This window comes from Halomonas garicola, assembly GCF_031935715.1.
GTDB lineage: Bacteria > Pseudomonadota > Gammaproteobacteria > Pseudomonadales > Halomonadaceae > Vreelandella > Vreelandella garicola.
This window is the reverse complement of sequence record NZ_JASSZF010000002.1, coordinates 121151-147267: the sequence shown is the minus strand read 5'-3', so window position 1 is coordinate 147267 and position 26117 is coordinate 121151. Positions and strand designations below refer to the sequence as shown.

The following is a 26117-nucleotide window of genomic DNA, read 5'->3' as shown; positions in this document are numbered from 1 at the left end:
AGCGGTTAACTCGCGCTAGGGTCGTGGTGACTGTCAGCGGCCTCGTTTTTAGCGCTGTGTTTTCTGGCCCGTTTGCGCTTCACGTCGTGGATGACGTATTTGATGAACAGCGTCAGCAAAAAGGTCAGCCAGCCGGCGCTGGCGAGTACGTTGACCAGCAGCATCTTCGGCGGCAGCCAGGTATCGCCGAGCACGGCGTCAATTATCAGGTGGAAGGCCATGGCCAGAAGCAGCGGCAGCACCAGCAGGTGCATCCACATGTCCGTGCGCCGCTTGCGTACCCGGAAGCGGCGCAGCAAAAAGCGCAGCGGCCGGTGAACCCAGCTGAACAGCATCACGGTGCCGGCCAGCAGCACGGCGGCCAGGATCGGCTCGTTTCTGCCCAGCCAGGCCGACAGCGAAATCGACCAGCCCAGGCCCAGCCACATCAGGCCCTCAAGCCCGGCGACGACGTCCGCTGCGCGACGCACTTTTTGCATAAGTCATTTCCCAAGACCCGAACGGCTGCCCATGATACGCCACATTTCGCCCGAATGCCGATGGGTTATACTGCGGCCGGCGATGTCGCCAACGCTGGATCATTCACTGCCCGAGAGGAAAGCCTGTGGACGCCATTACCCTGACCCGCCCGGACGACTGGCACCTGCACCTGCGCGACGGCGCCGCCCTTGAGGCCACCGTGGGCCATAGCGCCGCGCAGATGGGCCGAGCGATCATCATGCCCAACCTGACGCCGCCGGTGACGACCACGGCCGACGCCCTGGCCTACCGCGAGCGCATTCTTGCCGCGCTGCCGGCAGGGGCGGCGCTCGACCCGCTGATGACGCTGTACCTGACCGACACCACGCCGCCGGAAGAGGTCGAGCGCGCCCGTCAAAGCGGGATGGTCAAGGCGGTGAAGCTCTACCCGGCCGGGGCGACCACCAACTCGGCGTCCGGGGTGACCGATCTTGCCCGCTGCGACGATACCGTGGCGGCGCTGGCGGAGTCCGGCATGCCGCTGCTGGTTCATGGCGAGGTGACCGACCAAGGGGTAGATATTTTCGATCGCGAGGCCGAGTTTCTCGAGCGCGTACTCAAGCCGCTGCTTGAGCGCCACCCCGCGCTCAAGGTGGTCTGCGAGCATATCACCACCGCCCAGGCGGCGGACTTCGTGCTAGACGCCGGCGATAACGTCGCCGCGACCGTGACGCCCCAGCACCTGCTGCTCAACCGCAACGACATGCTGGTGGGCGGCATTCGCCCGCACTATTACTGCCTGCCGATCCTCAAGCGCGAGCGCCACCGTCGGGCGCTGCTGAAAGCGGTTACCTCGGGCAGTCGGAAGTTTTTCCTGGGGACCGACAGCGCCCCCCACGCCCAGGACGACAAGGAATCTGCCTGCGGCTGTGCCGGGGTGTTCAGCGCGCCGGCGGCGGTGGAGCTCTACGCCGCGGCGTTTGCCGAGGCCGATGCGCTGGACAGGCTGGAAGCCTTCGCCAGCCACAACGGCGCCGACTTCTACGGTCTTGAGCGCAACGCCGATACGGTCATCCTTGAGCGGCGCGACTGGCAGCTGCCGAAAAGCTACGCCTACGCCGACGGCCGGCACATTGTGCCGATGAAGGCCGGCGAGACCCTGGGCTGGAAGCTGGTCACCGGCTAGCGCCTCAGGCGCCGGCCAGCTGGCGTAGCATCTGGTCGACCATGCGCGACGAGCGCCGGGCGGCCAGCTCGAGAAACTCCTCGAACGAGAGGTGGTTGTCGCCGGCGCCGGGCAGGTCGGAAAGCGCCCGCACCACCACAAACGGGCAGCCAAACAGGTGGCAGGCCTGGGCGATGGCGGCGGCCTCCATGTCCGCGGCGAGCATGGCGGGAAACGCCGCCCGGGTGGCGCTGACGCGCTCGGGGTCGGCCATGAAGCTGTCGCCGGTAGCAATCATGCCTTCGCGCACGCGCATTTCACCGAGCGCCTCTACCGCGCTGCGGGCGGTCTGGCGCAGGCTCTCGTCGGCGGCAAAGGCGGCGGGCATGCCCGGCACCTGGCCGAGCTCGTAGCCGAAGGCGGTGGCGTCGACGTCGTGGTGGCGCACCTCGTCGGAGACGATGACGTCGCCGATGTGCAGGTCGTCGGCAAAGCCGCCGGCGGAGCCGGTGTTGATGATGGCGCGGGGGCGGTGGCGTTCGAGCAGGGTAGCGGTGCTCACCGCGGCGTTCACCTTGCCGATGCCCGACTGCAGTATGACCACCTCGACGCCGTGGCGGCGGCCGGTATGAAACACGCCGCCGGCGTGCTCGTGGCGCTGGTGGGATTCCAGCTGGCCGGCAAGAATGCTGACTTCCTGCGCCATGGCGCCAATAATACCGATAGGCTGCAAAGCGGTACCTCCTGGGTTAGCGATCACTGGGTTAGGACTCAAGAAAAACGGGAAGCGAGGATGGCTCAGGCCGCGCCGGAAGGGGCGTGGTGCTCGGCGGCTTCCAGGGTGTTTTCCAAAAGCGTGGCCACGGTCATGGGGCCGACGCCGCCGGGCACCGGGGTGATGTGGCTGGCAAGGGAGGAGGCGGTATCAAACTCGATGTCGCCGGCCAGCTTGCCGTTTTCCTGACGGCTGATGCCCACGTCGATGACGATGGCGCCGGGCTTGGTCCATTCGCCCTTGACCAGCCCCGGCTTGCCCACCGCAACGACCAGCACGTCAGCGCGGCGCACGTGCTCTTCCAGGTTGTGCGTGAAGCGGTGGCACACCGTGGTAGTGCAACCGGCAAGCATCAGCTCGAGCGCCATGGGCCGGCCGACGATGTTGGACGCGCCGACCACCGTGGCGTCCAGTCCGCGTACTGCCAGGCCGCTTTTTTCCAGCAGCGTGATGATGCCCTTGGGCGTGCAGGGGCGCAGCGCGGGGATGCGCTGGGCCAGGCGGCCGAGGTTGTACGGATGGAAACCGTCGACGTCCTTGTGCGGCAGAATGCGCTCGAGAATCGGCCGAGCGTTGAGGTGCTCGGGGAGCGGCAGCTGAACCAGGATGCCGTCGACTCGGGGGTCGTCGTTCAGCCGATCGACCAGGTCTTCCAGCGCCTGCTGGCTAGTATCGGCGGGAAGCTCATGCTGAAAGGAGACAATGCCGGCCTGTTCGCAGGCGCGGTGCTTGCTGTTGACGTAAATCCGCGAGGCCGGATCGCCGCCAACCAGCACCACCGCAAGCCCGGGAGCCCGGGCGCCGGCGTCAAACCGGGCCTGGACTTTTTCCGCCACCCGTTGGCGTACGTCAGCGGCAATGGCTTTGCCATCGATCAGTTGAGCGGTCATCAATGCGGTCCTTGTGGTGTGAGTCGCGTTGTGCAATAACGTCGGATGAATAGCGCCGCGCGGCGTCGCTGTGGCCGTGATTTTCGCATGCGGGGGCGGGAAGGCAAAGCGTCGGTCGATGGCGTGACCGATCAGGCGCTATCAGGAGTTGACTTTGAGAAACAAAACAGTAGTATATGCCTCGCTTGAGACGGGCCGTAAGGCAGTGTCTTGCTTTCTAGGCTTCGGCCCTGAAGGCAGCGTCGGTTCGGGATGTAGCGCAGCCTGGTAGCGCGCCTGCTTTGGGAGCAGGATGTCGGGGGTTCGAATCCCTCCATCCCGACCATATCGACAAGACATCGGCCGGCCGTTGACGGCTTGTTTACCCGGGCTTGTGTCCGGTGCTCGACGGGGTTGAGGCTCGATGCAGGCGGGCAGTTTTGCTCCGGCAAACGGTTTGCTTTGGCAAACAGACAGCGCGCTCATAGCTCAACCGGATAGAGCAACGGCCTTCTAAGCCGTAGGTTGCAGGTTCAATTCCTGCTGGGCGCGCCAATTCATGCGCCGCCAACCAGACGCGGTAAACAAGAGTCATATGACTCACGTCAAACGTGTATTGGCAGTTTTTGCTTTGACAGCGGTGGGTGTAGCTCAGTGGTAGAGCCCCGGATTGTGGCTCCGGTGGTCGTGGGTTCGATCCCCATCATCCACCCCAGCAAGGCAAATCAGCCAGGAAGCGCCCTACAAGCAGCGCTCCCGGCGCGCTTGAGCAAAACGGTTATGGTGGGTGTAGCTCAGTGGTAGAGCCCCGGATTGTGGCTCCGGTGGTCGTGGGTTCGATCCCCATCATCCACCCCATTAACCGTCTGCAATGTTGTGTATCTCCTCCCTTCTCCGCTTGTTTTGTCTCCCGCTCCACTTATACTTCTTGGTTGCCTTTCCGCTATCCGTGCCCTGATCGTTTTGCGTGGGTCGTTTTTGTGTGGGCAAGCCGCCGGACGCTCTGCCGCATGGCGTTTTGCCTAGTCTTTTCTCCTCGATGCCGCTTTTTCGCAGCTTTTTCTTTTGTATTAGTGCTTTAAATTAGAGCTTATGTCTGTGTTAAAGCGCTGTATTTGGTGATATTTTTGACCTCTATCCGCGCAGCGTTTTTGCGCGGCCAGCCGCAACGATATCGCCGTCGTCCCATGCCGGGCGCCGGCATCAAGGAGTAGGAAAATGGCGCGTCGAACCCTGGTACTGGGCGCAGGAATGGTAGGGGTCAGTATTGCCTGGCACCTGGCAAAGCGCGGCCGCGACGTCGTGCTGATCGACCGCCGCGAGCCGGGGCGCGAAACCTCGTTTGGCAACGCCGGTATCATCCAGCGCGAGGCCGTGCGGCCCTATGCGTTTCCTCGCGATATGAAAACGCTGCTTGGCGTGCTGCCCAACCAGCGGGTGGATATCCGCTACCGGCCCGTGGGCATGCTGCACGCGGCGACGCCGCTGCTGCGCTATTGGCACAATTCGGGGCCTTCTGCCTACCGGCATATCGTGCCCGAGTACGCCGCGCTGATCATGCGCTGCCTGGAGACCCATACGCCGATGATCGAAGCCGCCGGCGCCGAAAAGCTGATCCGCAAGGACGGCTTTCTCGAGCTGTTGCGCAGCCGACGCCACTTTACCCAGCGCCAGGCCGAGGCCGAAGACAACTACCGGCGCTTTGGCGTACGCTATGAGGTACTCGACCGTGAGGCCCTTGCCGCCAAGGAACCCGACCTGAGCGACGATATTATCGGGGCGATTCACTGGCTTAATTCCTGGACGGCAACCGACCCCGGCGAGCTGGTCGCCGCCTACGCTCGGGCCTTCGAGGCCGAGGGCGGGCAGTGCCTGCAGGACGAGATTACCGATGTGGCCCAGACCCAGGACGGCTGGCGCGTGACCACGGCGACGCAGACCCTGGACGCTGACGACCTGGTCGTAGCGCTGGGCCCCTGGGCCGGACGCTGGCTGAAGCCGCTGGGCTACCATTTTCCGACGTTTGTGAAGCGCGGCTACCATATGCACTACGACGAGTCGCAGCGGGGCCGGCTGCGCCACTGGGTCATGGACGCCGATGTGGGCTACCTGCTGGCGCCGATGAAAGCCGGCGTGCGCTTGACCACCGGCGCCGAGCTTGACGACCTGGACGCGCCGCCCCATCTGAATCAGCTGGCGGCGGCGGAGAAGGTGGCGCGGACCCTGGTGCCGCTGGGCAAGCGCCGGGATGCCGAAGTGTGGAAGGGCGCGCGCCCCTGCCTGCCGGACATGAAGCCGATCATCGGCCCGGCGCCGCGTCATGACGGGTTGTGGCTGGCCTTCGGCCACGGCCACCAGGGCTTTACCTTAGGCCCACTCACCGGCGAACTGCTGGGCGCGATGATGGACGGCGAGCCCACAAGCATTGATATGCGCCCTTACCGCGCCGACCGCTTTTGATCGGCCGGCGGGCGCGCAGCATCACAACGCCGGCAGAAAGCCGGCGTTTTGCCATATGCCTTGTTTCATCGGCTCGCATCATGCGCTTGCCTATCCCTGCCGTGGCCGGGGCGGGTATAATCCGTGCCAACGCTATTTCTGCTCGGCGACGCGGGTCGCGCCCGGCGAATGAAGCCCGAGCCCACACGATTTGCGAGGCACGATGAGTCAAGCCCAACAAGTCGCGCAGGAGGCGCAGCTGCGCCGCACCTTCGCGATCATTTCCCACCCCGACGCGGGTAAAACCACCATTACCGAGAAAATGCTGCTGTTCGGCAACGCCATCCAGATGGCGGGCTCGGTGAAGAGCAAGCGCAACGATCGCAGCGCCACTTCCGACTGGATGAAGATGGAGCAGGAGCGCGGCATCTCGGTGACTACCTCGGTGATGCAGTTTCCCTACGGCGGCCGGGTGGTCAACCTGCTGGATACCCCGGGCCACGAAGACTTTTCCGAAGACACCTACCGCACGCTCACCGCGGTAGACTCGGCGCTGATGGTGATCGACGCGGCCAAGGGCGTTGAGGCCCGGACCGTCAAGCTGATGGAGGTCTGCCGGCTGCGCACCACGCCGATTTTGACCTTCATCAACAAGATGGACCGCGACACCCGGGACCCCATCGAGGTGATGGACGAGGTGGAAACCGTGCTCAATATCCAGTGCGCGCCGATGACCTGGCCCATTGGCATGGGGCGCTATTTCAAGGGCGTTTACCACCTGTATAACGACGTTATCCATCTCTATACCCAAGGGCAGGGCCAGCGCATTCCCGAAGACAGGCGCATCGAGGGGCTGGACAGCCCCGAGGTGGACGAGGTGTTGGGCGAAGACCTGGCCGAAGAGCTGCGCATGGAGGTGGAGCTGGTACGCGGCGCGTCCCACGAGTTCGACCTGGAGGCCTACCGCCGCGGTGAGCTGACCCCGGTGTACTTCGGCACCGCCATGGGCAACTTCGGCGTGCGCGAAATGCTCGACGGCTTTGTTGAGTACGCCCCGGCGCCGCAGCCCCGGGAGACCGACGTGCGCGAGGTCGCCGCCGACGACGAACGCTTTACCGGCTTCGTGTTCAAGATCCAGGCCAACATGGACCCCAAGCACCGCGACCGCATCGCCTTTTTGCGGGTGTGCTCGGGCAAGTACGACAAGAACATGAAGATGCGCCACGTGCGCATCGGCAAGGACGTCAAGATCGCCGACGCCTTGACCTTCATGGCATCGGACCGGGCCCACGTCGAGGAAGCCTGGCCGGGGGATATCATTGGCCTGCACAACCACGGCACCATCCAGATCGGCGATACCTTTACCCAGGGCGAGGACATGCGCTTTACCGGCATTCCGCACTTTGCCCCGGAGCTGTTCAAGCGCGTGCGCCTGAAGGACCCGCTGAAAATGAAAGCGCTGCAAAAGGGCCTGCAGCAGCTCTCCGAAGAAGGCGCGACCCAGGTATTCATGCCGCTGGATAACAACGACCTGATCCTTGGTGCGGTGGGCACGCTGCAGTTTGACGTGGTCGCCCACCGGCTGAAGGAAGAGTACAAGGTCGACTGTGTCTACGAGGGGATCAACGTGCATACCGCGCGGTGGATCTACTGCGACGATGCCAAGAAGCTTGACGAGTTCAAGCGCAAGGCTAGCACCAACCTGGCCATCGACGGCGGCGGCTATCTGACCTACATCGCCCCCACCCGGGTGAACCTGCAGATGACCGAAGAGCGCTGGCCCGACGTGCGCTTCCGGCCCACCCGGGAGCACTAACTCATTGGATACACGCTGGAGCTTGTCTGGCGATAGGCCTGCGAGGAGGCGCTGTAAACCCATCCCTGGGCGCTACTTTTGCCATCCATGGCAAAAAATCTCCTCTTCGGCCTATCCCCGACGCTCCAGGATCGGTAGGACCGTTTGATGCCTTTGTGAATAGGTTGTTTCCATGCTGATTGACGCCCACTGCCATCTGGACTTTGCCGACTTCGACGCCGACCGGGGGGCGGTGTTTGACCGCGCTCGGGCGGCGGGGGTGCGCCACTTTGTGGTGCCGGGAACCACCCGCGATGCCTGGCCCGACGTGCTGGCGCTGGGCAAGCGCGTAGACGTTAGCCTGTGTCTTGGGCTGCACCCGTATTTCATGGACGCCCACCGGCTGGAAGACGACGCCGACGTCAAAGCGCTGGAGACTTTGCTTGACGCGCATCCGGACGTGGTGGCGGTGGGCGAGTGCGGCATCGACGCCCGCTTTGCAAAAACGCTTGAGGCCCAGTGGGCGCTATTTGACGCCCAGCTGCGCCTGGCCAAACGCCGCGAGCTGCCCGTAGTGATTCACTGCGTTCACGCCAATGACGACGTCGCCAAGCGGCTGCGTCAGCTGGCGCTGCCCCAGGGCGGGCTGATTCACGCCTTCGCCGGCTCGCCGGAGCAGGCCCAGCGCTTTCTCGAGCTGGGCTTTACCCTGGGCCTGGGCGGGGCGCTGACCTATCTGCGGGCAAAAAAGCTCCACCGCGTCGTCCAAAGTCTGCCGGCAACCGGCTTCGTGCTGGAAACCGACAGCCCCGATATGCCGCTTTGTGGTAAGCAAGGCGAGCGCAACGAGCCCGCTAACGTCGCCCGGGTGTGCCAACACGTCGCCGAGCTGCGTGATGAAGAAGCGGCGGCCGTAGCCGCGCAGTCCACGGCCAACGCCCGAGCGCTGTTTGGGCTGGCGCTTTAAGCCGGCGGCATCGCTTACTGTTTTCAAGGAGTCCCCGTGCTGTCCAAACAGATCACTGCCGTTGCCCTGCGCCTGATGGCGCTGTGGCTGCTGGTCAAGCTGATACTCAGCCTGCCAACGTATGCCATGATGCTGGGGGCCGCGGGAACCGTGCCCGAAGACAGCGCGCCGGCGCTGCTTTTGCTGCTCATCGGCGTTTTTTTGCTGGTGGGGTTGCTGGCCGCCTGGCTGATCCATCGAGCCGCGAACGCAGCGCTGGCCCGAGTGGAGCAGGCGGCACCCGACGCTACGGCAGCGCTGGGACCGCAGGATCAAAAGCTGCTGTTTCAGCTGCTCGGGCTCTATTTTCTGATTGCCGCGCTCGCCGGGCTGCCCGATGCGCTGGCGTTTTTACCCTACTGGCCACAGGCTTCATGGCAGTCGTTCCTGCGCCCGGCGGGGCTGCTCTTTCAGCTGGGAATGGGCCTGTGGCTGGCCGCCGGTGCTTCCTTCTGGTGCAGGCTGTTTCATAGGCTTCGTGGCCACTAGCGGCTAGGCGCTAGCCGCCGAAGCTTGTTCCTTCGCCAGATCTTCCGGATCCACGCGTTCGATGGCGTAGGGTAGATCGGTAAGTGTGAGCGTCGTACCCTCGATATCCAGCGCCGGATTCTTTTCCAGCGGCCGGGTATTGAGTACGGCGAGCACCGCCGTCTGGCCGTTATCGGCAGCGGCGCTGGCAACGACTTCGCCGATGTTCTTGCCGTCTTCATCGCCGTCGTTCGTGGCGGTAACGCCGGTACCGTTGGCCGGCGGCGTGGCGGCGTCCAGGTAGCCCAGGCTCAGGCGCTTTTTCACCTGGCCGCGAAAGTGCGCCCGGGCGACGACTTCCTGGCCGGTATAGCAGCCCTTCTTGAAGCTGATGCCGCCCAGCGCCTCCCAGTTGACCATCTGCGGCAGGTAGCTGTCCTGCTGCTCGGCGTCAAGCCACACCAGCCCCCGGCGCACGTCGGCCAGCGGCCAGCGCGCGGTGTCGCCTTGGCAGCTGAGCTTTTCCGCCTCGGCGGCGGGCAGGATGAATAGCCAGCGCCAGGTATCGTTGCCGGCGTCGCTTTCTTCCGGATAGCAAACGGCGATGGCAGCGTCATTGGCGGCCTGGCTTTGCTGCCAGGCCGATGTCGGCAGCGTAAGGTCAAAGGTGTCGGCCAGGGTCTCGGCGTCGCTGCGGCTGGCGCCCAGCAGTACGGCGTCGGCGGCGTCAAGACTGACCTTGTAGAACGGCGCGAATTTTTTCAGGTGTGCCATCAAAGGCTCTACCAGCGAGGCGTGCACGATCAGGCGGTAGTGGTTCTCTGCCATACGCGCGAGCTGACCGTTGGCCAGCATGCGGCCCTTGGGGGTGCAAAAGCAGGTAAGCGCAGCAAAGCGGCCGTCGGCCAGGTTGACCTGGGCGCTGGTCTGCCCCTGCAGGAAGCCTTCGGCATCGTCGCCCTGGATGTCCAAAGCCGCCAGGTGCTCGAGGGGCGCCGTGGCGGAAAGCGTGACGGGGGAGTCGGGGGAAGCGTGCGTTGTCATGTCATGTCCTCGCGTTGAACGCTTGAAAACTGCCCCCGAGCCTACCATGTATCCCGGCAGCGGCTTAATGGTAGATGCCCGGCGTGTGCTACACTCGCCGAGGCTGCACTGAAGCTATATGTTTTTATTTTTTGTATAATATTTGAATAGGAAAGGGCATGGCGCAGCACACACTGACGTTCAAGGGCGTGGCCAATACCGACCAGGTCAACCGGATCACCACGGCGCTAATGACGCTCGACGGCGTGGACAGCGCCGAAGTCGGGCGCCACGGCGCCGAAGTGGAAGGGCGCGCCCGGCGTGAGGCGCTGATCCGCGCGGTCGAGGCGCTCAACCTGGGTATCAGGGTATCGTAAGCACCGCCTTTCAGGAGACGACATGAGTAAAGCGTTCCGCCTGCAGTCGAAGTTTTCCCCCGCGGGCGATCAGCCAAGCGCCATCCAGGGGCTGGTCAACGGCCTGGAGTCGGGGCTGGCCCACCAGACGCTGCTCGGCGTGACCGGGTCGGGCAAGACCTTCACCATGGCCAACGTCGTCGAGACGCTGCAGCGTCCGACCATCGTCATGGCGCCCAACAAGACGCTGGCGGCCCAGCTGTACGGCGAGTTCAAGGCATTTTTCCCCGATAACGCCATTGAGTATTTTGTCTCCTACTACGACTACTACCAGCCCGAGGCCTACGTGCCGTCCTCGGACACCTTCATCGAGAAGGACGCCTCGATCAACGATCACATTGAGCAGATGCGTTTGTCGGCGACCAAGGCGCTGCTGGAGCGCCGGGACGCGCTGATCGTGGTCTCGGTCTCGGCGATCTACGGTCTGGGCGATCCCGATCAGTACCTGAAGATGCGTCTGCACTTCAACCGCGGCGAGGAGATCGACCAGCGCGCCTTTCTGCGCCGCCTGGCCGAGCTGCAGTACACCCGCAACGACGTGGACTTTACCCGGGGCACCTACCGCGTGCGCGGCGACGTCATCGACATCTTCCCCGCCGACGCCGAGGACGAAGCGGTGCGGGTGGAGCTGTTCGACGACGAGATTGACACCATCCGCTTGTTCGACCCGCTCACCGGCGACGTGCGCGGCCAGGTGCCGCGGATGACGATCTATCCCAAATCGCATTACGTCACCCCCCGGGAAACCATCCTCGAGGCCATCGAGTCGATCAAGGAGGAGCTTGCCGAACGGCTCAAGCGCCTGCGTCAGGAAGAGCGGCTGGTAGAGGCCCAGCGCCTCGAGCAGCGCACCCTCTACGACATCGAAATGATGCTGGAGCTGGGCTACTGCAACGGCATCGAGAACTACTCGCGCTATCTTTCCGGGCGCAACCCCGGCGAGGCGCCGCCGACGTTTTTCGACTACCTGCCCGACGATGCGCTGGTGTTCATCGACGAATCCCACGTCAGCGTGCCCCAGGTGGGCGGCATGTACAAAGGCGACCGCTCGCGCAAGGAAACCCTGGTGGAATACGGCTTCCGCCTGCCGTCGGCGCTGGATAACCGGCCGATGAAGTTCGAGGAGTGGGAAGCGGTGTGCCCCCAGACGGTGTTCGTCTCGGCCACGCCCGGCCCTTACGAGGCCGAGCACGCCGGCCAGGTGGTGGAGCAGGTGGTGCGGCCCACCGGGCTGCTGGACCCCGAAGTGGAGGTGCGTGCGGCGAGCACCCAGGTGGACGACCTGCTGTCGGAGATTCGCCGGCGCACCGCGGAAAGCGAGCGGGTGCTGGTCACCGTGCTGACCAAGCGCATGGCCGAAGATTTGACCGAGTATCTTGACGATCACGATGTCCGCGTGCGCTACCTGCACTCCGACATCGACACCGTGGAGCGGGTGGAAATCATCCGCGACCTGCGGCTGGGCAAATTCGACGTGCTGGTGGGTATCAACCTGCTGCGCGAGGGGTTGGATATTCCCGAAGTCTCGCTGGTGGCGATCCTCGACGCCGACAAGGAAGGCTTCCTGCGCAACGAGCGCTCGCTGATCCAGACCGTCGGCCGGGCGGCGCGTAACGCCCAGGGCAAGGCGATTCTCTACGGCGATCGGGTCACGGCCTCCATGCAGCGCACCATCGATGAAACCGAGCGCCGCCGCGCCAAGCAGATGGCCCATAACGAGGCCCACGATATTACTCCGACCACGGTGTCGCGCTCGGTGGCCGATATTCTTGAAGCCGGTCAGGCGCCCGGGGCGAAGAAGGCCAACCGCCGGGGCAGCGAGCGCAAGGTAGCCGAGCCCGCGTCCCTTTACGATCCCGCGGGTATGAGCCCCGCAGAGCTGACCAAAGCTATCGGCAAGGTAGAAGACGCGATGTTCGAGGCGGCGCACAGCCTGGAGTTCGAGCAGGCCGGCAAGCTTCGCGACCAGCTCCACGTGCTCAAGGAAAAACAGCTGGAGATAAGCTGACATGCCCGAAGGGCCGGAAATCCGCCGCGCCGCGGATCTTGTACAACAGCAGCTGGCAGGCGGGCCCGTCGACGAGGCCTGGTTCGCCTTTGCTGACCTCAAGCCCCACGCCGAGACGCTCATTGGCCGGCGGGTCGAGCGCGTCGAGACCCGGGGCAAAGCCATGCTCACGCGCTTTGACGACGGCCGGGTGCTGTATTCCCACAACCAGCTGTACGGCCTGTGGAAGCTGCACCCGGCGGGGGCGCCGCCCGACACCGGGCGCTCGCTTCGCGTCAGGCTTGAAGTCGGCGATCGCGCGGCCAGTCTCTACAGCGCTTCGGACGTGAGCATGTGGCGCGACGCCACCATTGAGAAACATCCGTTTCTTGCCCGGCTGGGGCCGGATCTGCTCAGCGAGGCGGTCACCGTTAAGGACATTGCCGAGCGCCTGGCGAGCAAGCGCTTTGCCCGCCGAGGCCTGGGCGGGATGCTGCTGGACCAGAGCTTTGTCGCGGGGCTTGGCAACTATCTGCGCAGCGAGATCCTGTTTTTTGCCGGGCTGCACTACAGGCTTCGTCCCCAGGATCTGGGTGACGACGAACGCCAGCGGCTGGCGCGGTACATCCTTGAGCTAACCTGGCAAACCTACCGCAGCGCCGGCACTACCAACGCGCCGGAGTGGGTAGTAAAAGCCAAAGCCCAAGGGGAAGCCCAGCGCCAGCAGCGCTTTGCCGCTTTTGAGCGCGAGGGATTCGGCTGCCACCGCTGCGCCACCCCCATCGAGCGGGTCTCGGTGGGCTCCCGGCGGCTGTATTTTTGCCCGCGGTGCCAGCCGTCGCCCTGATTGCGCTGGCGCGGCAAGGGCTTTTCGTCGTAAAAATATTTATACCGTTATATTGCTTTCAGCTCTTAATCTTTTCACTCCGATCGCTCCTCGCTGCAGGGCAGGGTGGCGATGCGCTATAATGGCGCAGCGCCGGGGTGCTGGGTCTGATATCGCCCGCTTTACCGCCGGCCGTCACCCCGCTATACCAGGAGCCGTTTCTCCATGACCGCGATTGCCCAGGACGACGTGATACAGAGCGTCGCCGATGCGCTGCAGTACATTTCCTACTATCACCCCAAAGACTTCATCGACGCCATGGCGCAAGCCTACGAGCGCGAGGAGAACCCGGCGGCGAAAGATGCCATCGCCCAGATCCTGATCAATTCGCGCATGTGTGCCTTTGGCCATCGCCCGATCTGCCAGGACACCGGCATCGTCACGGTCTTTGTTCTCGTGGGCATGAACGTCCGCTTTGCCGACGCCAGCATGAGCCTTGACGACATGGTCAACGAAGGCGTGCGGCGAGCCTATAAACTGCCCGATAACGTGCTGCGCGCCTCGGTATTGGCCGACCCCGACGGCAAGCGGGAAAACACCCGGGACAACACCCCGGCGATCATTCATCACCACCTGGTGCCCGGCGACAGCGTCGAGATCCACGTCGCGGCCAAGGGCGGCGGCAGCGAAGCCAAGTCGAAATTCGCCATGCTGAACCCTTCGGACAGCGTCGCCGACTGGGTGCTGGAGCAGCTGCCCAAAATGGGCGCCGGCTGGTGCCCGCCGGGCATGCTGGGCATCGGCATCGGCGGCACCGCCGAAAAGGCCATGATGCTGGCCAAGGAGGCGCTGCTGGACCCCATCGATATCCAGGCGCTTCGCGAGCGGGGCGCGCAAAACCGCAGCGAAGAGCTGCGCCTGGAGCTTTTCGACAAGGTCAACCAGAGCGGCATCGGTGCCCAAGGGCTGGGCGGGCTGACCACGGTGCTGGATATCAAGGTCAAGGACTATCCCACCCACGCGGCCAACAAGCCGGTGGCGATCATTCCCAACTGCGCGGCCACGCGCCACGCGCACTTTACCCTGGACGGCTCGGGCCCGGCGGTGCTGCCCGCGCCCAGGCTCGAAGACTGGCCGGAAATCACCCGGGAAGCCGGGGATAACGTCAAGCGCGTCGACCTGGACAGCATCACCCCGGACGACGTCAAGGACTGGGCGCCCGGCGATACGCTGCTGCTCAGCGGCAAGCTGCTCACCGGCCGTGACGCCGCCCACAAGCGTATGCTCGACATGCTGGCCAAGGGCGAGACGCTGCCGGTGGATCTGAAAGGGCGGTTCATCTACTACGTCGGCCCGGTGGACCCGGTGGGCGACGAAGTGGTGGGGCCGGCAGGGCCGACCACCGCCACGCGCATGGACAAATTCACCCGCACCCTGCTGGAAGACACCGGTCTTCTGGGTATGGTGGGCAAGGCCGAGCGCGGCGAGGCGGCGATCGAGGCCATTCGCGACAACCAGGCCGTGTACCTGATGGCGGTGGGCGGCTCAGCTTACCTGGTGGCCCAGGCGATCAAGCATTCCCGGGTAGTGGGCTTTGAGGATCTAGGGATGGAGGCCATCTACGAATTCGAGGTGGAGGACATGCCCGTCACCGTGGCCGTCGATACCCAGGGCACGTCGATCCACCAGACCGGTCCGGCAAAATGGAAAGCGATCATCGCCGAAAAGGCGTAGTAGAAGGCGTAGTAAAAAGCATAGTGTAGTATAGTGCCGCTATGCCACGGTGTCGCGGCAAAAGCCCCGCCAAGCGGGGCTTTTTACTGCCTCGCGGCATCGTTTTCTTGTTGATGGAGCCTTTATGACGTCTTCGCTATTGGGTCTGGCCATTGCGCTAAGCTATGTGTTGGGCATTATCTCGGCGGTCATGGCGCTGATGTCGAGCCGTACCTCCCAGGGGGCAGTGGCGTGGATCATTTCCATTTTGACGTTTCCCTACGTTGCCGTGCCGGCCTATTGGATGTTTGGCCGACCGCGCTTCTACGGCTACGTATCGGCTCGGGGGGCCCGGGACAGCGTGCTGCGCCAGGTGCTATCGCGCTATCGCGACAACGTCACGCCGCACCTGGCCGAGCCCGGCAGCGCCGAAATCCAGGCGGTAGAAAAGCTTGCCATGATGCCCCTGACCCGGGGGAATCAGGCCGACCTGCTGATTGACGGCAAGGCCACTTTCGATAGCCTTTGCGCCGGGCTTGACCGCGCCCGGAAATATATCCTGATGCAGTTTTTCATCGTTCGCGACGATGAGCTGGGGCGACGGGTGCAGCGGCATTTGATCCGGGCGGTGGAGCGTGGCGTTCGGGTGTACTTTCTCTACGACGGCATTGGCAGCCACTCGCTGAATGAGGGCTACCTGCGCGACCTGGCTGAGGCCGGCGTGGCGGTCAGCGCGTTTCGCTCCTCCCGGGGAGTGCGCCATCGCTTCCAGCTCAACTTCCGCAACCACCGCAAGATTACCGTGGTTGACGGCCAGCAGGGCTGGGTCGGCGGGCTGAACGTGGGCGTGGAATATCTTGGGCAAAGCCAGCGCCACGGCGCCTGGCGCGATACCCACCTGGCCCTGGAAGGGCCCAGCGTGCTGGGGCTGCAGGAGGCGTTCTGGGAAGACTGGCACTGGGCCACCGAAGAGGTGATCGAACTGGAGTGGCAGCCGGAAGCGGCCGGAACGGCCGACCACCGGGTGGTGATTGTGCCTTCGGGCCCGGCCGACCAGCAGGATACCGCAAGCCTGCTGGTGCAGAACCTGATCCATAGCGCCCGGGAGCGGCTGTGGGTAACCAGCCCGTACTTCGTGCCCGATCAGGGCGTGCAGGACGCGCTGCGGCTGGCCGCCATGCGCGGGGTCGACGTGCGGGTGATGATGCCCGAGCGGCCGGACCACTTGCTGGTGTACCTGTCGGCGCTAGCCTTTCTGCCCGACATGCTGCGGGCCGGGATAAAAATATACCGTTATCTTCCAGGCTTTCTCCACCAAAAAGTCATTCTTGTCGATGACAGCGCGGCAAGTGTGGGGACCGTGAATTTGGATAATCGCTCGTTTCGGCTCAATTTTGAAATCACCGCCTTTATTCCCAGCGCCAACTTTGCCGCGGACGTTGATGCCATGCTGCGCGAAGACTTCAGCCGCTGCCGCGAAGTCAGCCTTGACGAGCTGCGCCAGCAGCCAATGTGGAAAAAAGTGATCTCCCGAGCGGCCTATTTAACATCGCCTATCCAGTAGCCGGCGTGGCAAAATAGCGCCGCTGTGACAGACCTTTGTGACAGACCTTTGTGACAGAACTTTGTGACAGAGCTTGTTGCCGGTAGCAGCTGATGCCAGCGATCGGCAGCTATCGGAAAAACTGTCGGGGCAAAAGGAGACGCAGGTGAACCTGGAAACGAAGTGGCTGGAAGATTTTGTCGCCCTGGCCAATACGCGCAGTTTTTCGGCATCGGCGCGCCAGCGCCACGTGACCCAGCCGGCGTTCAGCCGGCGCATTCGCGCGCTTGAGCACGCCGTTGGGGTGACCCTTGTCGATCGCTCCACCACGCCCATCGGCCTGACCTCGGAAGGGCAGCTATTTTTGCTGACGGCGCGCCACCTGGTGGAGCAGCTCAACGAGTCGCTGGGGCATTTGCGCGGGCTTTCCATCGCCAACGAAGCGTTGGACATCGTGGCGGCCCATTCCCTGGCGCTGAGCTTTTTTCCGCCGTGGATATCTCTCCTGCAAAAGGGTCTGGGCGAGCTGCCCACGCGCCTGGTGGCGATGAACGTGGGCGAAGCCATCCATGTGCTGCGCGAAGGCAACTGCGACCTGATGCTCGCCTACTACGACCCCTTTGCCACCATGCAGCTGGATCAGGCCGTGTTTCCGTCGTTCTCCGTCGGCGAGGTCAAGATGCTGCCGGTGACGCTGCCCGACAGCAGCGGGGCGCCGCGCCATTCGCTGGCGGATGACGGGCCGATACCGTACCTGACCTACACCCAGGGGGCGTTTCTGGGGCGCAGCGTGCGTATGCTGCTGAAAAACGATCCGCTGCGCCTGCGGCTGCGCACCGTCTATGAAACGGCCATGGCCGAAGGGCTAAAAGGCATGGTGATGCAGGGTTTCGGGATGGCCTGGATTCCCGACTTTTGCATTCGCGAAGAGCTTAGGGACGGCTACCTGGTGCGCGCCGGCGATGAGACCTGGGATATTCCGCTGGAAATCCGTCTATACCGCTGCTCGCTGGTGCACAAGCCCGGCGTGGAAAAGCTCTGGCGGCAGATGATGGAGCTGCCGAGAGATTTCCTTCAAGCCTGATACGGATACAGGTAGAGCGATTGATATTGCCCCGCCGAGCCAGGAATAGGTCAAAGAGAGGGTTCTACGCCATGGATGGCGTAGGTAGCGTATAGGGACGGATTCACAGCGCCCTCTCGACGACCTGTTCCTGGCTCAAACAAAGTGGTTGAACTACTAACTGCCATCCCCTGCGGTGTCAGACACCGCTGCCAAAATCGGCGGGCAGGCCAAGAAAATTTTGGATGATGAAGAAGTGGTCTTCAAAGAGGCTCTCGGGCTCCAGGTCGGCAAGGGCCACCCAGCGGGCGTGATCGCCCCCCTTCACCGGTTTCAGCCGCGGCAGCTGCTGATCCGGCCGCAGAGCAAAGTAGAAGGCTTCGGCCAGGGTGCGCCCGCGCCAGCTGCGGTGAGGCTCATCGAACAGCTGCTGGCCGCGCAGCGAGCCCTTTAGCACGGGCTCGGGCACCTTGAGGCGAATGCGCTCGCGCAGCTCGCGCAGGCAGGCGTCCAAAAGCCGCTCGTTGGGGCTGATAAAGCCGCCGGGCAGCGCATACAGACCTTTACCCGGCGCTGCGGTGCGGCGCGCCAGCAGAATATGGCCCGACTGCACCACCACGGCGTTTACGGTAACGAAAATCGGCGGATAGGGGGCATCGGCCCAGGCTTTGCGGTACTGATCCAGCAGGCGCTGCTCTTCGATCAGCTGCTGGTAGGGCGCTGTCTGGCAAAAGGCTTTGATGCGCTCCACCACGCCCGGCGGCAGCTCATGGAAAGCACCGGTGCTCAGGTAGTCGGCGCTGGACTCCGGGGCGCGGAAGACACGCTCGCGGATGTGGCTTGCCGAGATGCCTTCCACCAGCGGCACGCTGACCGACTCCCACTGGGGGAACAGCGACAGATAGTAGCTGGACTGGCCGCGACTCGCGCCGATCAGCCCGATGCGCGGCAGGCGCGCGTTGGCCGCGACGGTAAGATCGCGCACGCGGCTTTGCACGTCGCGCACCCAGACGTCGTCGTTATACAGCGCGTCCAGCAGCGGGCTGATTTCCAGCCGCTGGTTGTCGGCGTCGTCAAAGCCCGAGCGCAGCATGGTCTGGCGTTCGTCGAATCGCCAGGGGTTGCGCAGCGAGCGCGCCTGCCAGGCGGAGCCCACCAGCACGATCACCTGGCGGGCGCGCTTCAGCGCTTCGCGGATCACCGCGAGATGCCCCAGGTGCGGGGGCTGAAAGCGGCCGATGAACACCAGGCAGTCAAAGTCAAAGCGAGTCGCGACCGTGCGACCTTGAGGCATGTCGGTTTCCTTTCTGGTTGAGGCGCGGGGCAGCCCGGGACCGACCATTATGGCAGCCGGCGTCCTGCATGTAATCTGGCGACTCGGCGAAACGCCGCCGGGTCAGGTATGCTGAAAACGCCCGCATGAATCACAACTCAGGCGCACCATAGCCAACCAGAGCGCACCACCACAACGGGAAGACAAATAATGAAAAGCACGCTTCTATTCTGGTTCAGAGTGTTGCAGGACGCTGTCAGCGTATGGCTTGAGCGTAACGCCTTCAGCTATGCCGGGTCGCTGGCGTTTTATACGCTGTTTTCCCTGGCGCCGACGGTGATTATCGCGGTGACCGTCATCGGCGTGGTCCTGGGCGCCGACGCCGCCCAGGGGCAGATTGTGGCCAGGCTTCAGGGCACGCTTGGCCCCGAGGTGGCGGCGGCGATCCAGCAGGCCGTGGCCCAGTCGCGTATCGAAGAAGCCGGCATCCTGCCCACGCTATTAGGTATCGGCACCTTGATGGTGGGGGCAACGACGGTGTTTGCCCAGATGCAGTTTTCCCTGAATACCATCTGGGGCGTTACCGCCAAGCCGACGTCAAACAGCCTGCTGGTGTTTTTAAAAAATCGCCTGCTGTCGCTGACGGTCGTGCTGTCCATCGGCTTTATCCTGCTGGTGTCGCTGGCGTTGGGCGTTATCGTGCGTACCATGCTGCACGCGGCCAACAACCTGTTTCCGTATGCCGCATTGCTGACCCAGGGCGCCGAGGCGCTGGTATCGCTGGTCGTGGTGGTGCTGCTGTTCGCTACCATCTTCAAGGTGCTGCCCGACGTGGTGCTGAGGTGGAAAGATGTGCTTATCGGCGCGGCGGTGACCGCGGTTCTATTTACCCTCGGACGCAGCGTCATTGCGATGTATTTGGCGTATACCGCCACGGCGTCCACCTACGGCGCGGCGGGGTCGGTGGTGATGATTCTACTCTGGGTATATTACTCTTCACTTATTCTTTTGTTTGGCGCGGCGTTTACCCGCTCGCTGCTGCTGCGCCGGGGGCATTCGCTGATACCGCGCAACAGTGCCGTGCTGGTCAAGCGTGAGCTGGTTCAGAACTGACCCCGCGGCTTCAAGGCAAAAAAGGAGGGCTGCCATGACGCAGTGTTACAGAGCAATGGTGACCGGTAAGGTGCAGGGCGTGAGCTTTCGCCAGGCCGCTCGGGAACAGGCGCTGCGGCGCCAGATTACCGGCCACGCGGTGAACCTGGCCGACGGCCGCGTCGAGGTGGTGATGTACGGCCGCCGCCAGGCGCTTGCCGAGCTGTGCGAGTGGCTATGGCAGGGCCCGACCGCGGCCCATGTGACCCACGTCGGGCTTGAGCCCCTGGAAGTGCCGGCCGAGGGGCATGCGCCGGCGGATTTTACCACGCGCTGAGTGCTGGCTCAGCGCCGGTCGCGCCACTCGGCGAGGTTATCGGCGGTCAGCGCCACGATTTTCTGCCGCGCCTCGGGGGTAATCCAGGCGGTATGAGGGGTGACGATCAGGTTCAGCGGCTTGTCAAGCGCCTCGAGCAGAGCATGGCCGTCCCGGGGCGGCTCCTGCGGCAGGGTGTCAACGCCCAGGCCCCCGAGCCGGGCGTCGCGCAGCGCTTCAAGAGCCGCGTGCTCGTCGATGATGCCGCCCCGAGCGCAGTTGATCAGCAATAGCGAAGGCTTGGCCCGCTGTAGGGCGTCGCGGCCGATCAGGTGGCGGGTGTCGTCGGTCAGCGGGCAGTGCAGGCTGAGCACGTCGGCCTCGGGCAGCAGCGCCTCAAGGGCCGGGCGACGGTCGTCGGCTTCGTTGCCCGGGCGGGCGCAAAAGCTTACGCGCATGCCGAAGGCGTCGGCGAGGCCGGCCACGGCGCTGCCCAGCTCGCCCTGGCCAACGATGACCAGATGTTTGCCGGTAAGTTCGAGCGTCGGATGGTGCTGCAGGCAGAAAAAGTCGCTTTGCTGCCACTGGCCGTCGGCGACGTCGCGCTGATAGCGGGGCAGCCGGTTGGCCAGCGCCAGCATCAGCATCATGACGTGCTGGGAGACGCTGCCGGTACCGTAGCCGGCCACGTTTTTCACCGCGATGCCCCGGGCGCTGGCGGCGTCCAGGGCGATGTTGTTGAGGCCGGTGGCCAGCACGCAGATCAGCTTGAGCCGGGGCAGGGCGTTAAGCGTCTCGGCGTCGAGTACGACCTTGTTGACGATGGCAACGTCGGCGCCTGAGAGCCTGTCGCCGGCGTTTTGGGCATTGCTTTGGTCATACACGGTCAGGCGGTCGACCCGGTCGCGCAGCGGCGTCAGGTCCACGGACTCGCCCAGGCTTTGTGCGTCCAGCAGGACGGCGTGAGTCATGGTATTTCTCCCCTGAAATGGGGCCCCGGGCGTTTTATGCCGGCGGCCTTGCTCGCCAAGGGTAACAAAAGGGTATAATGACCGCCTTGAAAACAAGCGCTGAACTGCTTGCCGACTGCCCGGCAGGCAAGCGTGAAGCGCGCTTGCGCCTGGCCGGTGTCCGGTGCCACACAGGTTTATTTGCCACGTAACACAACAGGATTTGACATGCGCAGCCATTATTGCGGCCAGCTGAACGAAACATTGGTGGATCAAACGGTGACCGTTTGCGGGTGGGTACATCGTCGCCGTGACCACGGCGGCGTGATTTTCCTCGATATGCGCGATCGCGACGGCATTGCCCAGTTCGTGGTCGACCCCGATACCGCTGAGGCGTTTGCCAATGCCGATCGTTCGCGTAGCGAATACGTGCTGCGTATTACCGGAAAGGTGCGCCTGCGCCCCCAGGGGACGCAAAACCCGGAAATGCCCACCGGCATGATCGAGGTGCTGGCCAGGGAAGTCGAGGTGCTCAACACCGCCGCTACGCCGCCGTTCCAGCTCGACGAGCACGGCAAGGTAGGCGAAGAAGTGCGTTTGAAGCACCGCTATATCGATCTGCGCCGGCCGGACATGATCGAAAAGCTGCGTCTGCGCTCGCGGATTTCCCACAGCGTGCGGGCGTTTCTCGAGCAGGAAGGCTTCCTCGACATTGAAACCCCGATGCTCACCCGGGCCACGCCCGAAGGCGCCCGGGACTACCTGGTACCCAGCCGCACGCACCCGGGCGAGTTCTTTGCGCTGCCCCAGTCGCCCCAGCTATTCAAGCAGCTGCTGATGATCTCGGGCTTCGATCGCTACTACCAGATCGCCAAGTGCTTCCGCGACGAGGACCTGCGCGCCGACCGCCAGCCGGAGTTTACCCAGATCGATATCGAGGCCTCCTTCGTCGAGGAGCGCGATATCATGGCGATCACCGAGTCCATGATTCGCCAGCTGTTTACCGAGGTGCTTGACGTCTCGCTGCCCGAGTTTCCGCGCATGACCTGGCACGACGCCATGCGCCGCTTCGGCTCGGACAAGCCCGACCTGCGCATCCCGCTAGAGCTCACCGACGTTGACGACCTGATGAAAGACGTCGACTTCAAGGTGTTCTCCGGGCCGGCCAACGCCGACGACGGCCGCGTCGCCGCGCTCAAGGTGCCCGGCGGCGCGTCGCTTTCGCGCAAGGTCATCGACGAGTACACCGATTTCGTCGGCATCTACGGCGCCAAGGGCCTGGCGTGGATCAAGGTCAACGATCGCGCCAAGGGCATCGACGGGCTGCAGTCGCCCATCGTCAAGTTCATGGGCGGCATCATCGAAGACCTGCTCGAACGCCTGGAGGCAAAAGACGGCGACATCATCTTCTTCGGCGCCGACAAGGCCGACATCGTCAACGAAGCCATCGGCGCGCTGCGCGTGCGCCTGGGCGGTGACCTTAAGCTTTACACCCGGGAATGGGCGCCGCTGTGGGTGGTCGATTTCCCCATGTTCGAAACCGACGGCAGCGGCCGCCTGACGCCGCTGCACCACCCCTTCACCGCGCCGGCCTGCACCCCGGACGAGTTCAAGGCCGATCCGGCCAACGCGCTGTCCCGGGCCTACGACATGGTGCTCAACGGCACCGAGCTTGGCGGCGGCTCCATCCGTATCCACGACCAGCAGATGCAAAGCACGGTGCTGGAGATTCTTGGCATCGGCGAAGACGAGGCTCAGGAAAAGTTCGGCTTTCTGCTCGACGCCCTGCAGTACGGCGCGCCGCCCCACGGCGGGTTGGCCTTCGGCCTCGACCGCCTGGTGATGCTGATGACCGGCGCCAACACCATCCGCGAAGTCATCGCCTTCCCCAAAACCCAGAGCGCGGCCTGCCTGATGACCGACGCCCCGGGCGAGGTCACCGCCGAGCAGCTCAAGGACTTGAACATCCGCCTGCGGCAGAAAGCCCAAAAGGCGGCCGACGCCGGCGAATAAACCGCGCCGGATGGCGTAAGCCAACTGCCTGCACCGGCGCCTTCGGGCGTCGGTGTTTTTGTCTTGGGAGGCATGATCATGAGCCAGGCAAGCCTGATGGTCACGCGCATTCTCGGCGTGGATCCCGGCTCGCGGATTACCGGCTACGGCGTGATTGACGTGGTGCAGGGCAAGCCGCGCTATGTGGCCAGCGGCTGCATTCGCACCGGCGACGGCGAGCTTGCGCAGCGCCTGGCGCGGATTTATGCCGGCCTGGCCGAAGTGGCGGGCGAGTATCGCCCGAACGGCGCCGCCATCGAGCGGGTGTTTCTGGCCAAGAACCCGGATTCGGCGCTGAAGCTTGGCCAGGCCCGAGGGGCGGCGCTGGTCTGCATGGCCAACCATGGCCTGGCAGTGGCCGAGTACGCCGCTCGCCAGGTCAAGCAGGCGGTGACCGGCCAGGGCGGAGCCGACAAGGCCCAGGTGCAGCACATGGTCGCCGCCGTGCTGCGCCTGTCCGCCACCCCTCAGGAAGACGCCGCCGATGCGCTGGCCATCGCCCTGACCCATAGCTACGCGCAGAGCGGGCCGCTGCCCGGCGCCGGTGCCCGGCGCGGCCGCCGCGCCGGCGGGCGCTGGCGGCTCTAGGTGCGAGGCCTGGCCGGCAGACACTGGTCAGACGTACAGAGGGGCATTATAGTAAGGTTCGTTCGCTGTGCCCGGCCCGTAAAGGGGCCGCTGGCAGGCGGCAGGCAGACTGGCGATAACAGGATTCCTCCATGATCGGACGTTTGACCGGGCAGCTGCAGGAAAAAAAGCCGCCCTGGCTATTGCTTGACGTGAGCGGCGTTGGCTACGAAATTGAAGCGTCGATGACAACGCTGGTAGCGCTACCCGCGGTGGGCGACACCGCCATGCTTTATACGCACCTGACCGTGCGCGACGATGCCCACCTGCTTTACGGCTTTGTCCGCGAACGCGAGCGGGCGCTGTTTCGCGCGCTGATCAAGGTCAACGGCGTGGGCCCCAAGCTTGCGCTGGCGATACTCTCGGGGATGGACGAAGACGCCTTCATGCGCTGCGTTCACGATGACGACACCAAGGCGCTGACCAAGCTGCCCGGCGTGGGCAAGAAAACGGCCGAACGCTTGATCATCGAAATGCGCGACCGCTTTCCCGAGTGGCAGCAGGGCGAGTCGCCGCTGCCGCTGGAAGCCGCCGCCGCGCCCGCCCGGGACAACATCGCCGAGGCCGAGGCGGCGCTTACCAGCCTTGGCTACAAGCCCACGGAGGCGGCGAAAATGCTCGCCGACCTGGACCGCGGCGAGACCACCGAAGCGCTGATCAAGGCGGCGCTGACCCGGCGGATGGGCCGCTAGTCTGAGTCGCTGCCAGGGCTGAAATCTTCATGAAAAGAGCGTCTTTATGATCGAGCATGACCGGCTGATTGCTGCCGAACCGGAGCAGGGCGAAGTCAGAATCGACTATGCTATCCGCCCCAAGCGTCTTGTCGACTACATCGGCCAGCCCCGGGTGCGCGAACAGCTGGAAATTTTCATCGGCGCGGCCCGCCTGCGCGAGGAAAGCCTGGACCATACGCTGGTATTTGGCCCGCCGGGGCTGGGCAAGACCACCCTTGCCAACATTATCGCCGCGGAGATGGGCGTGGGGCTCAAGTCGACGTCGGGGCCGGTGCTGGAACGTGCCGGCGACCTGGCGGCGATACTTACCAATCTCGAGCCCGGCGACGTGCTCTTCATCGACGAAATCCATCGCCTTTCGCCGGTGGTTGAAGAAGTGCTGTACCCGGCCATGGAAGACTTCCAACTGGATATCATGATCGGCGAGGGGCCGGCGGCGCGCTCGATCAAGCTCGACCTGCCGCGCTTTACCCTGGTCGGCGCCACTACCCGGGCCGGGCTTTTGACCTCGCCGCTGCGCGACCGCTTCGGCATCGTTCAGCGCCTGGAGTTTTATGACCTGGAGGAGCTTGCCACCATCGTCACGCGCTCGGCAGGGCTGCTGGAGGTGGCGGCAAGCAACGACGGTGCGGCCGAAATTGCCCGGCGCTCCCGGGGCACGCCGCGCATCGCCAACCGGCTTCTGCGCCGGGTGCGCGACTACGCAGACATCAAGGGCGATGGGCATATTGACGTCACCATGGCCGATGCCGCGCTCAACATGCTCAACGTCGATCACCACGGTCTTGACCACATGGATCGCCGGCTGCTGCTGGCGATGATAGACAAGTTCGACGGTGGCCCGGTGGGGGTGGATTCGCTTGCGGCGGCTATCGGCGAGGAGCGCGACACCATCGAAGACGTTATTGAACCCTACCTGATCCAGCAGGGGCTGATGATGCGTACGCCGCGGGGGCGAGTCGTCACCCGCCAGGCCTGGTCGCACTTCAGCCGCGTACCCCACGAAAACGCCGCGGAAGCGGCGGGGGAGATACGCCCGTGAGCCAGGCTACCGCCCCCGCCGATAGCTTTACCCTGCCGGTGCGCGTCTACATCGAGGACACCGACGCCGGCGGCATCGTCTATTACGTCAACTATCTGAAGTTCATGGAGCGCGCCCGCAGCGAGTGGCTGCGCGAGCGCGGTTTTACCCAGGCCTCCCTGCTGGCCGAGCAAATTCAGCTGGTGGTCTACCGGCTGGACTGCCACTATGCCCGCCCGGCAAGGCTTGACGATGCCCTGGCGGTTACCGCCAGAGTGGTAGCGCAGAGCCGCTGCCGCATGACGTTTGCCCAGGAAGTCTGGCATGACGGCACGCGGCTGTGCGACGCCAACGTCGAGATTGCCTGCCTGGATGCGCGCCGGCTGCGCCCCCGGGCCTGGCCCGAGGCCCTTGCCGGGATTGCGCAAGCAACATGAAAATAGCCTGGATACAGGCGTTTTTGTCGGCGCCAACGTTTAAACTCGTGACGTTTTGCCTGGATGAT

At 64.2% G+C, this 26117-nt stretch carries 24 protein-coding genes and 4 tRNA genes; 22 read left to right on the top strand and 6 right to left on the bottom strand.

Going from position 1 to position 26117, the window contains the following annotated elements:
- Positions 1 to 5 precede the first annotated feature (5 nt).
- Complete coding sequence (locus tag RS027_RS01690) at positions 6 to 479, bottom strand: hypothetical protein (protein ID WP_311952976.1); 474 nt, start codon at positions 477 to 479, stop codon at positions 6 to 8.
- 125 nt (positions 480 to 604) lie between these two features.
- On the opposite strand from RS027_RS01690, the gene pyrC reads away from it, so the two are divergent.
- Positions 605 to 1645 (top strand): dihydroorotase, encoded by a 1041-nt coding sequence (pyrC, locus tag RS027_RS01685; RefSeq protein WP_311952974.1) that lies wholly within the window; start codon positions 605 to 607, stop codon positions 1643 to 1645.
- Between the two features lie 4 nt (positions 1646 to 1649).
- On the opposite strand, the gene mtnN is transcribed toward pyrC, so the two are convergent.
- Together mtnN and folD are read right to left on the bottom strand one after the other, a co-directional pair.
- The gene (gene mtnN, locus RS027_RS01680; protein WP_311952972.1) at positions 1650 to 2357 is read right to left on the bottom strand and encodes a 5'-methylthioadenosine/S-adenosylhomocysteine nucleosidase; all 708 of its coding nucleotides are present in this window, start codon (positions 2355 to 2357) and stop codon (positions 1650 to 1652) included.
- Between the two features lie 65 nt (positions 2358 to 2422).
- Positions 2423 to 3289, bottom strand: a complete 867-nt coding sequence (gene folD, locus RS027_RS01675; RefSeq protein WP_311952969.1) for a bifunctional methylenetetrahydrofolate dehydrogenase/methenyltetrahydrofolate cyclohydrolase FolD — start codon at positions 3287 to 3289, stop codon at positions 2423 to 2425.
- Positions 3290 to 3537: 248 nt separating this feature from the next.
- Here folD and RS027_RS01670 point away from each other — a divergent pair.
- From RS027_RS01670 to RS027_RS01635, 8 genes are all read left to right on the top strand, one after another.
- A tRNA-Pro gene (locus RS027_RS01670) sits at positions 3538 to 3614 on the top strand.
- A gap of 132 nt (positions 3615 to 3746) precedes the next feature.
- Positions 3747 to 3823 (top strand) — tRNA-Arg (locus RS027_RS01665).
- Positions 3824 to 3908: 85 nt separating this feature from the next.
- Positions 3909 to 3983: transfer RNA gene (locus RS027_RS01660), tRNA-His, on the top strand.
- Between the two features lie 68 nt (positions 3984 to 4051).
- Positions 4052 to 4126: transfer RNA gene (locus RS027_RS01655), tRNA-His, on the top strand.
- Between the two features lie 360 nt (positions 4127 to 4486).
- Positions 4487 to 5728 carry an NAD(P)/FAD-dependent oxidoreductase gene (locus tag RS027_RS01650; RefSeq protein ID WP_311952966.1) on the top strand — a complete coding sequence of 414 codons (1242 nt, stop codon included), beginning with the start codon at positions 4487 to 4489 and terminating at the stop codon, positions 5726 to 5728.
- A 202-nt stretch (positions 5729 to 5930) separates the two neighbouring features.
- Positions 5931 to 7523, top strand: coding sequence for a peptide chain release factor 3 (locus RS027_RS01645; RefSeq protein WP_311952963.1), 1593 nt, complete (start codon positions 5931 to 5933; stop codon positions 7521 to 7523).
- A 172-nt stretch (positions 7524 to 7695) separates the two neighbouring features.
- Complete coding sequence (locus RS027_RS01640; protein ID WP_311952960.1) at positions 7696 to 8469, top strand: TatD family hydrolase; 774 nt, start codon at positions 7696 to 7698, stop codon at positions 8467 to 8469.
- Between the two features lie 36 nt (positions 8470 to 8505).
- Positions 8506 to 8997, top strand: a complete 492-nt coding sequence (locus RS027_RS01635) for a hypothetical protein (protein ID WP_311952955.1) — start codon at positions 8506 to 8508, stop codon at positions 8995 to 8997.
- Between the two features lie 3 nt (positions 8998 to 9000).
- Here RS027_RS01635 and ygfZ read toward each other — a convergent pair whose 3' ends face one another.
- Complete coding sequence (gene ygfZ, locus RS027_RS01630) at positions 9001 to 10020, bottom strand: CAF17-like 4Fe-4S cluster assembly/insertion protein YgfZ (RefSeq protein ID WP_311952952.1); 1020 nt, start codon at positions 10018 to 10020, stop codon at positions 9001 to 9003.
- Positions 10021 to 10178: 158 nt separating this feature from the next.
- Between ygfZ and RS027_RS01625 the strand changes: the two genes are divergently transcribed.
- The 6 genes from RS027_RS01625 to RS027_RS01600 all read left to right on the top strand — a co-directional run bounded on the left by RS027_RS01625 (position 10179) and on the right by RS027_RS01600 (position 17568).
- Complete coding sequence (locus RS027_RS01625; RefSeq protein WP_311952949.1) at positions 10179 to 10376, top strand: hypothetical protein; 198 nt, start codon at positions 10179 to 10181, stop codon at positions 10374 to 10376.
- Positions 10377 to 10398: 22 nt separating this feature from the next.
- On the top strand, positions 10399 to 12423 hold the full coding sequence (gene uvrB / locus RS027_RS01620; protein WP_311952947.1) for an excinuclease ABC subunit UvrB: 2025 nt from the start codon (positions 10399 to 10401) through the stop codon (positions 12421 to 12423).
- A gap of 1 nt (position 12424) precedes the next feature.
- On the top strand, positions 12425 to 13249 hold the full coding sequence (gene nei / locus RS027_RS01615) for an endonuclease VIII (RefSeq protein WP_311952944.1): 825 nt from the start codon (positions 12425 to 12427) through the stop codon (positions 13247 to 13249).
- A 204-nt stretch (positions 13250 to 13453) separates the two neighbouring features.
- Entirely contained in the window at positions 13454 to 14962 is a 1509-nt protein-coding gene (locus RS027_RS01610; RefSeq protein WP_311943905.1) for a fumarate hydratase, read from the top strand.
- A 124-nt stretch (positions 14963 to 15086) separates the two neighbouring features.
- The gene (gene cls / locus RS027_RS01605; protein ID WP_311943903.1) at positions 15087 to 16505 is read left to right on the top strand and encodes a cardiolipin synthase; all 1419 of its coding nucleotides are present in this window, start codon (positions 15087 to 15089) and stop codon (positions 16503 to 16505) included.
- Between the two features lie 145 nt (positions 16506 to 16650).
- Positions 16651 to 17568, top strand: coding sequence for a LysR substrate-binding domain-containing protein (locus tag RS027_RS01600; RefSeq protein ID WP_311943900.1), 918 nt, complete (start codon positions 16651 to 16653; stop codon positions 17566 to 17568).
- Positions 17569 to 17746: 178 nt separating this feature from the next.
- Here the strand turns inward: RS027_RS01600 and RS027_RS01595 are convergent, their stop codons facing one another.
- The gene (locus tag RS027_RS01595) at positions 17747 to 18841 is read right to left on the bottom strand and encodes a bifunctional nicotinamide-nucleotide adenylyltransferase/Nudix hydroxylase (RefSeq protein ID WP_311943897.1); all 1095 of its coding nucleotides are present in this window, start codon (positions 18839 to 18841) and stop codon (positions 17747 to 17749) included.
- A 189-nt stretch (positions 18842 to 19030) separates the two neighbouring features.
- Between RS027_RS01595 and RS027_RS01590 the strand changes: the two genes are divergently transcribed.
- Both RS027_RS01590 and RS027_RS01585 read left to right on the top strand, forming a co-directional pair.
- Positions 19031 to 19933, top strand: coding sequence for a YihY/virulence factor BrkB family protein (locus tag RS027_RS01590; RefSeq protein WP_311943895.1), 903 nt, complete (start codon positions 19031 to 19033; stop codon positions 19931 to 19933).
- A gap of 34 nt (positions 19934 to 19967) precedes the next feature.
- Entirely contained in the window at positions 19968 to 20249 is a 282-nt protein-coding gene (locus RS027_RS01585) for an acylphosphatase (RefSeq protein ID WP_311943893.1), read from the top strand.
- Positions 20250 to 20257: 8 nt separating this feature from the next.
- On the opposite strand, the gene RS027_RS01580 is transcribed toward RS027_RS01585, so the two are convergent.
- Complete coding sequence (locus tag RS027_RS01580; RefSeq protein ID WP_311952940.1) at positions 20258 to 21199, bottom strand: D-2-hydroxyacid dehydrogenase; 942 nt, start codon at positions 21197 to 21199, stop codon at positions 20258 to 20260.
- Positions 21200 to 21406: 207 nt separating this feature from the next.
- Between RS027_RS01580 and aspS the strand changes: the two genes are divergently transcribed.
- The 5 genes from aspS to ybgC all read left to right on the top strand — a co-directional run bounded on the left by aspS (position 21407) and on the right by ybgC (position 26049).
- Positions 21407 to 23191: an aspartate--tRNA ligase gene (gene aspS / locus RS027_RS01575; protein WP_311943888.1), complete on the top strand. Its 1785-nt coding sequence runs from the start codon at positions 21407 to 21409 to the stop codon at positions 23189 to 23191.
- A 78-nt stretch (positions 23192 to 23269) separates the two neighbouring features.
- Entirely contained in the window at positions 23270 to 23818 is a 549-nt protein-coding gene (gene ruvC / locus RS027_RS01570; protein ID WP_376717154.1) for a crossover junction endodeoxyribonuclease RuvC, read from the top strand.
- Positions 23819 to 23949: 131 nt separating this feature from the next.
- Complete coding sequence (ruvA, locus tag RS027_RS01565; RefSeq protein ID WP_311943884.1) at positions 23950 to 24549, top strand: Holliday junction branch migration protein RuvA; 600 nt, start codon at positions 23950 to 23952, stop codon at positions 24547 to 24549.
- A 46-nt stretch (positions 24550 to 24595) separates the two neighbouring features.
- Complete coding sequence (ruvB, locus tag RS027_RS01560) at positions 24596 to 25633, top strand: Holliday junction branch migration DNA helicase RuvB (RefSeq protein ID WP_311952936.1); 1038 nt, start codon at positions 24596 to 24598, stop codon at positions 25631 to 25633.
- The gene (gene ybgC / locus RS027_RS01555) at positions 25630 to 26049 is read left to right on the top strand and encodes a tol-pal system-associated acyl-CoA thioesterase (RefSeq protein WP_311952932.1); all 420 of its coding nucleotides are present in this window, start codon (positions 25630 to 25632) and stop codon (positions 26047 to 26049) included. Before ruvB ends, ybgC begins: the two co-directional genes overlap by 4 nt.
- The last annotated feature ends 68 nt before the right edge of the window (positions 26050 to 26117 follow it).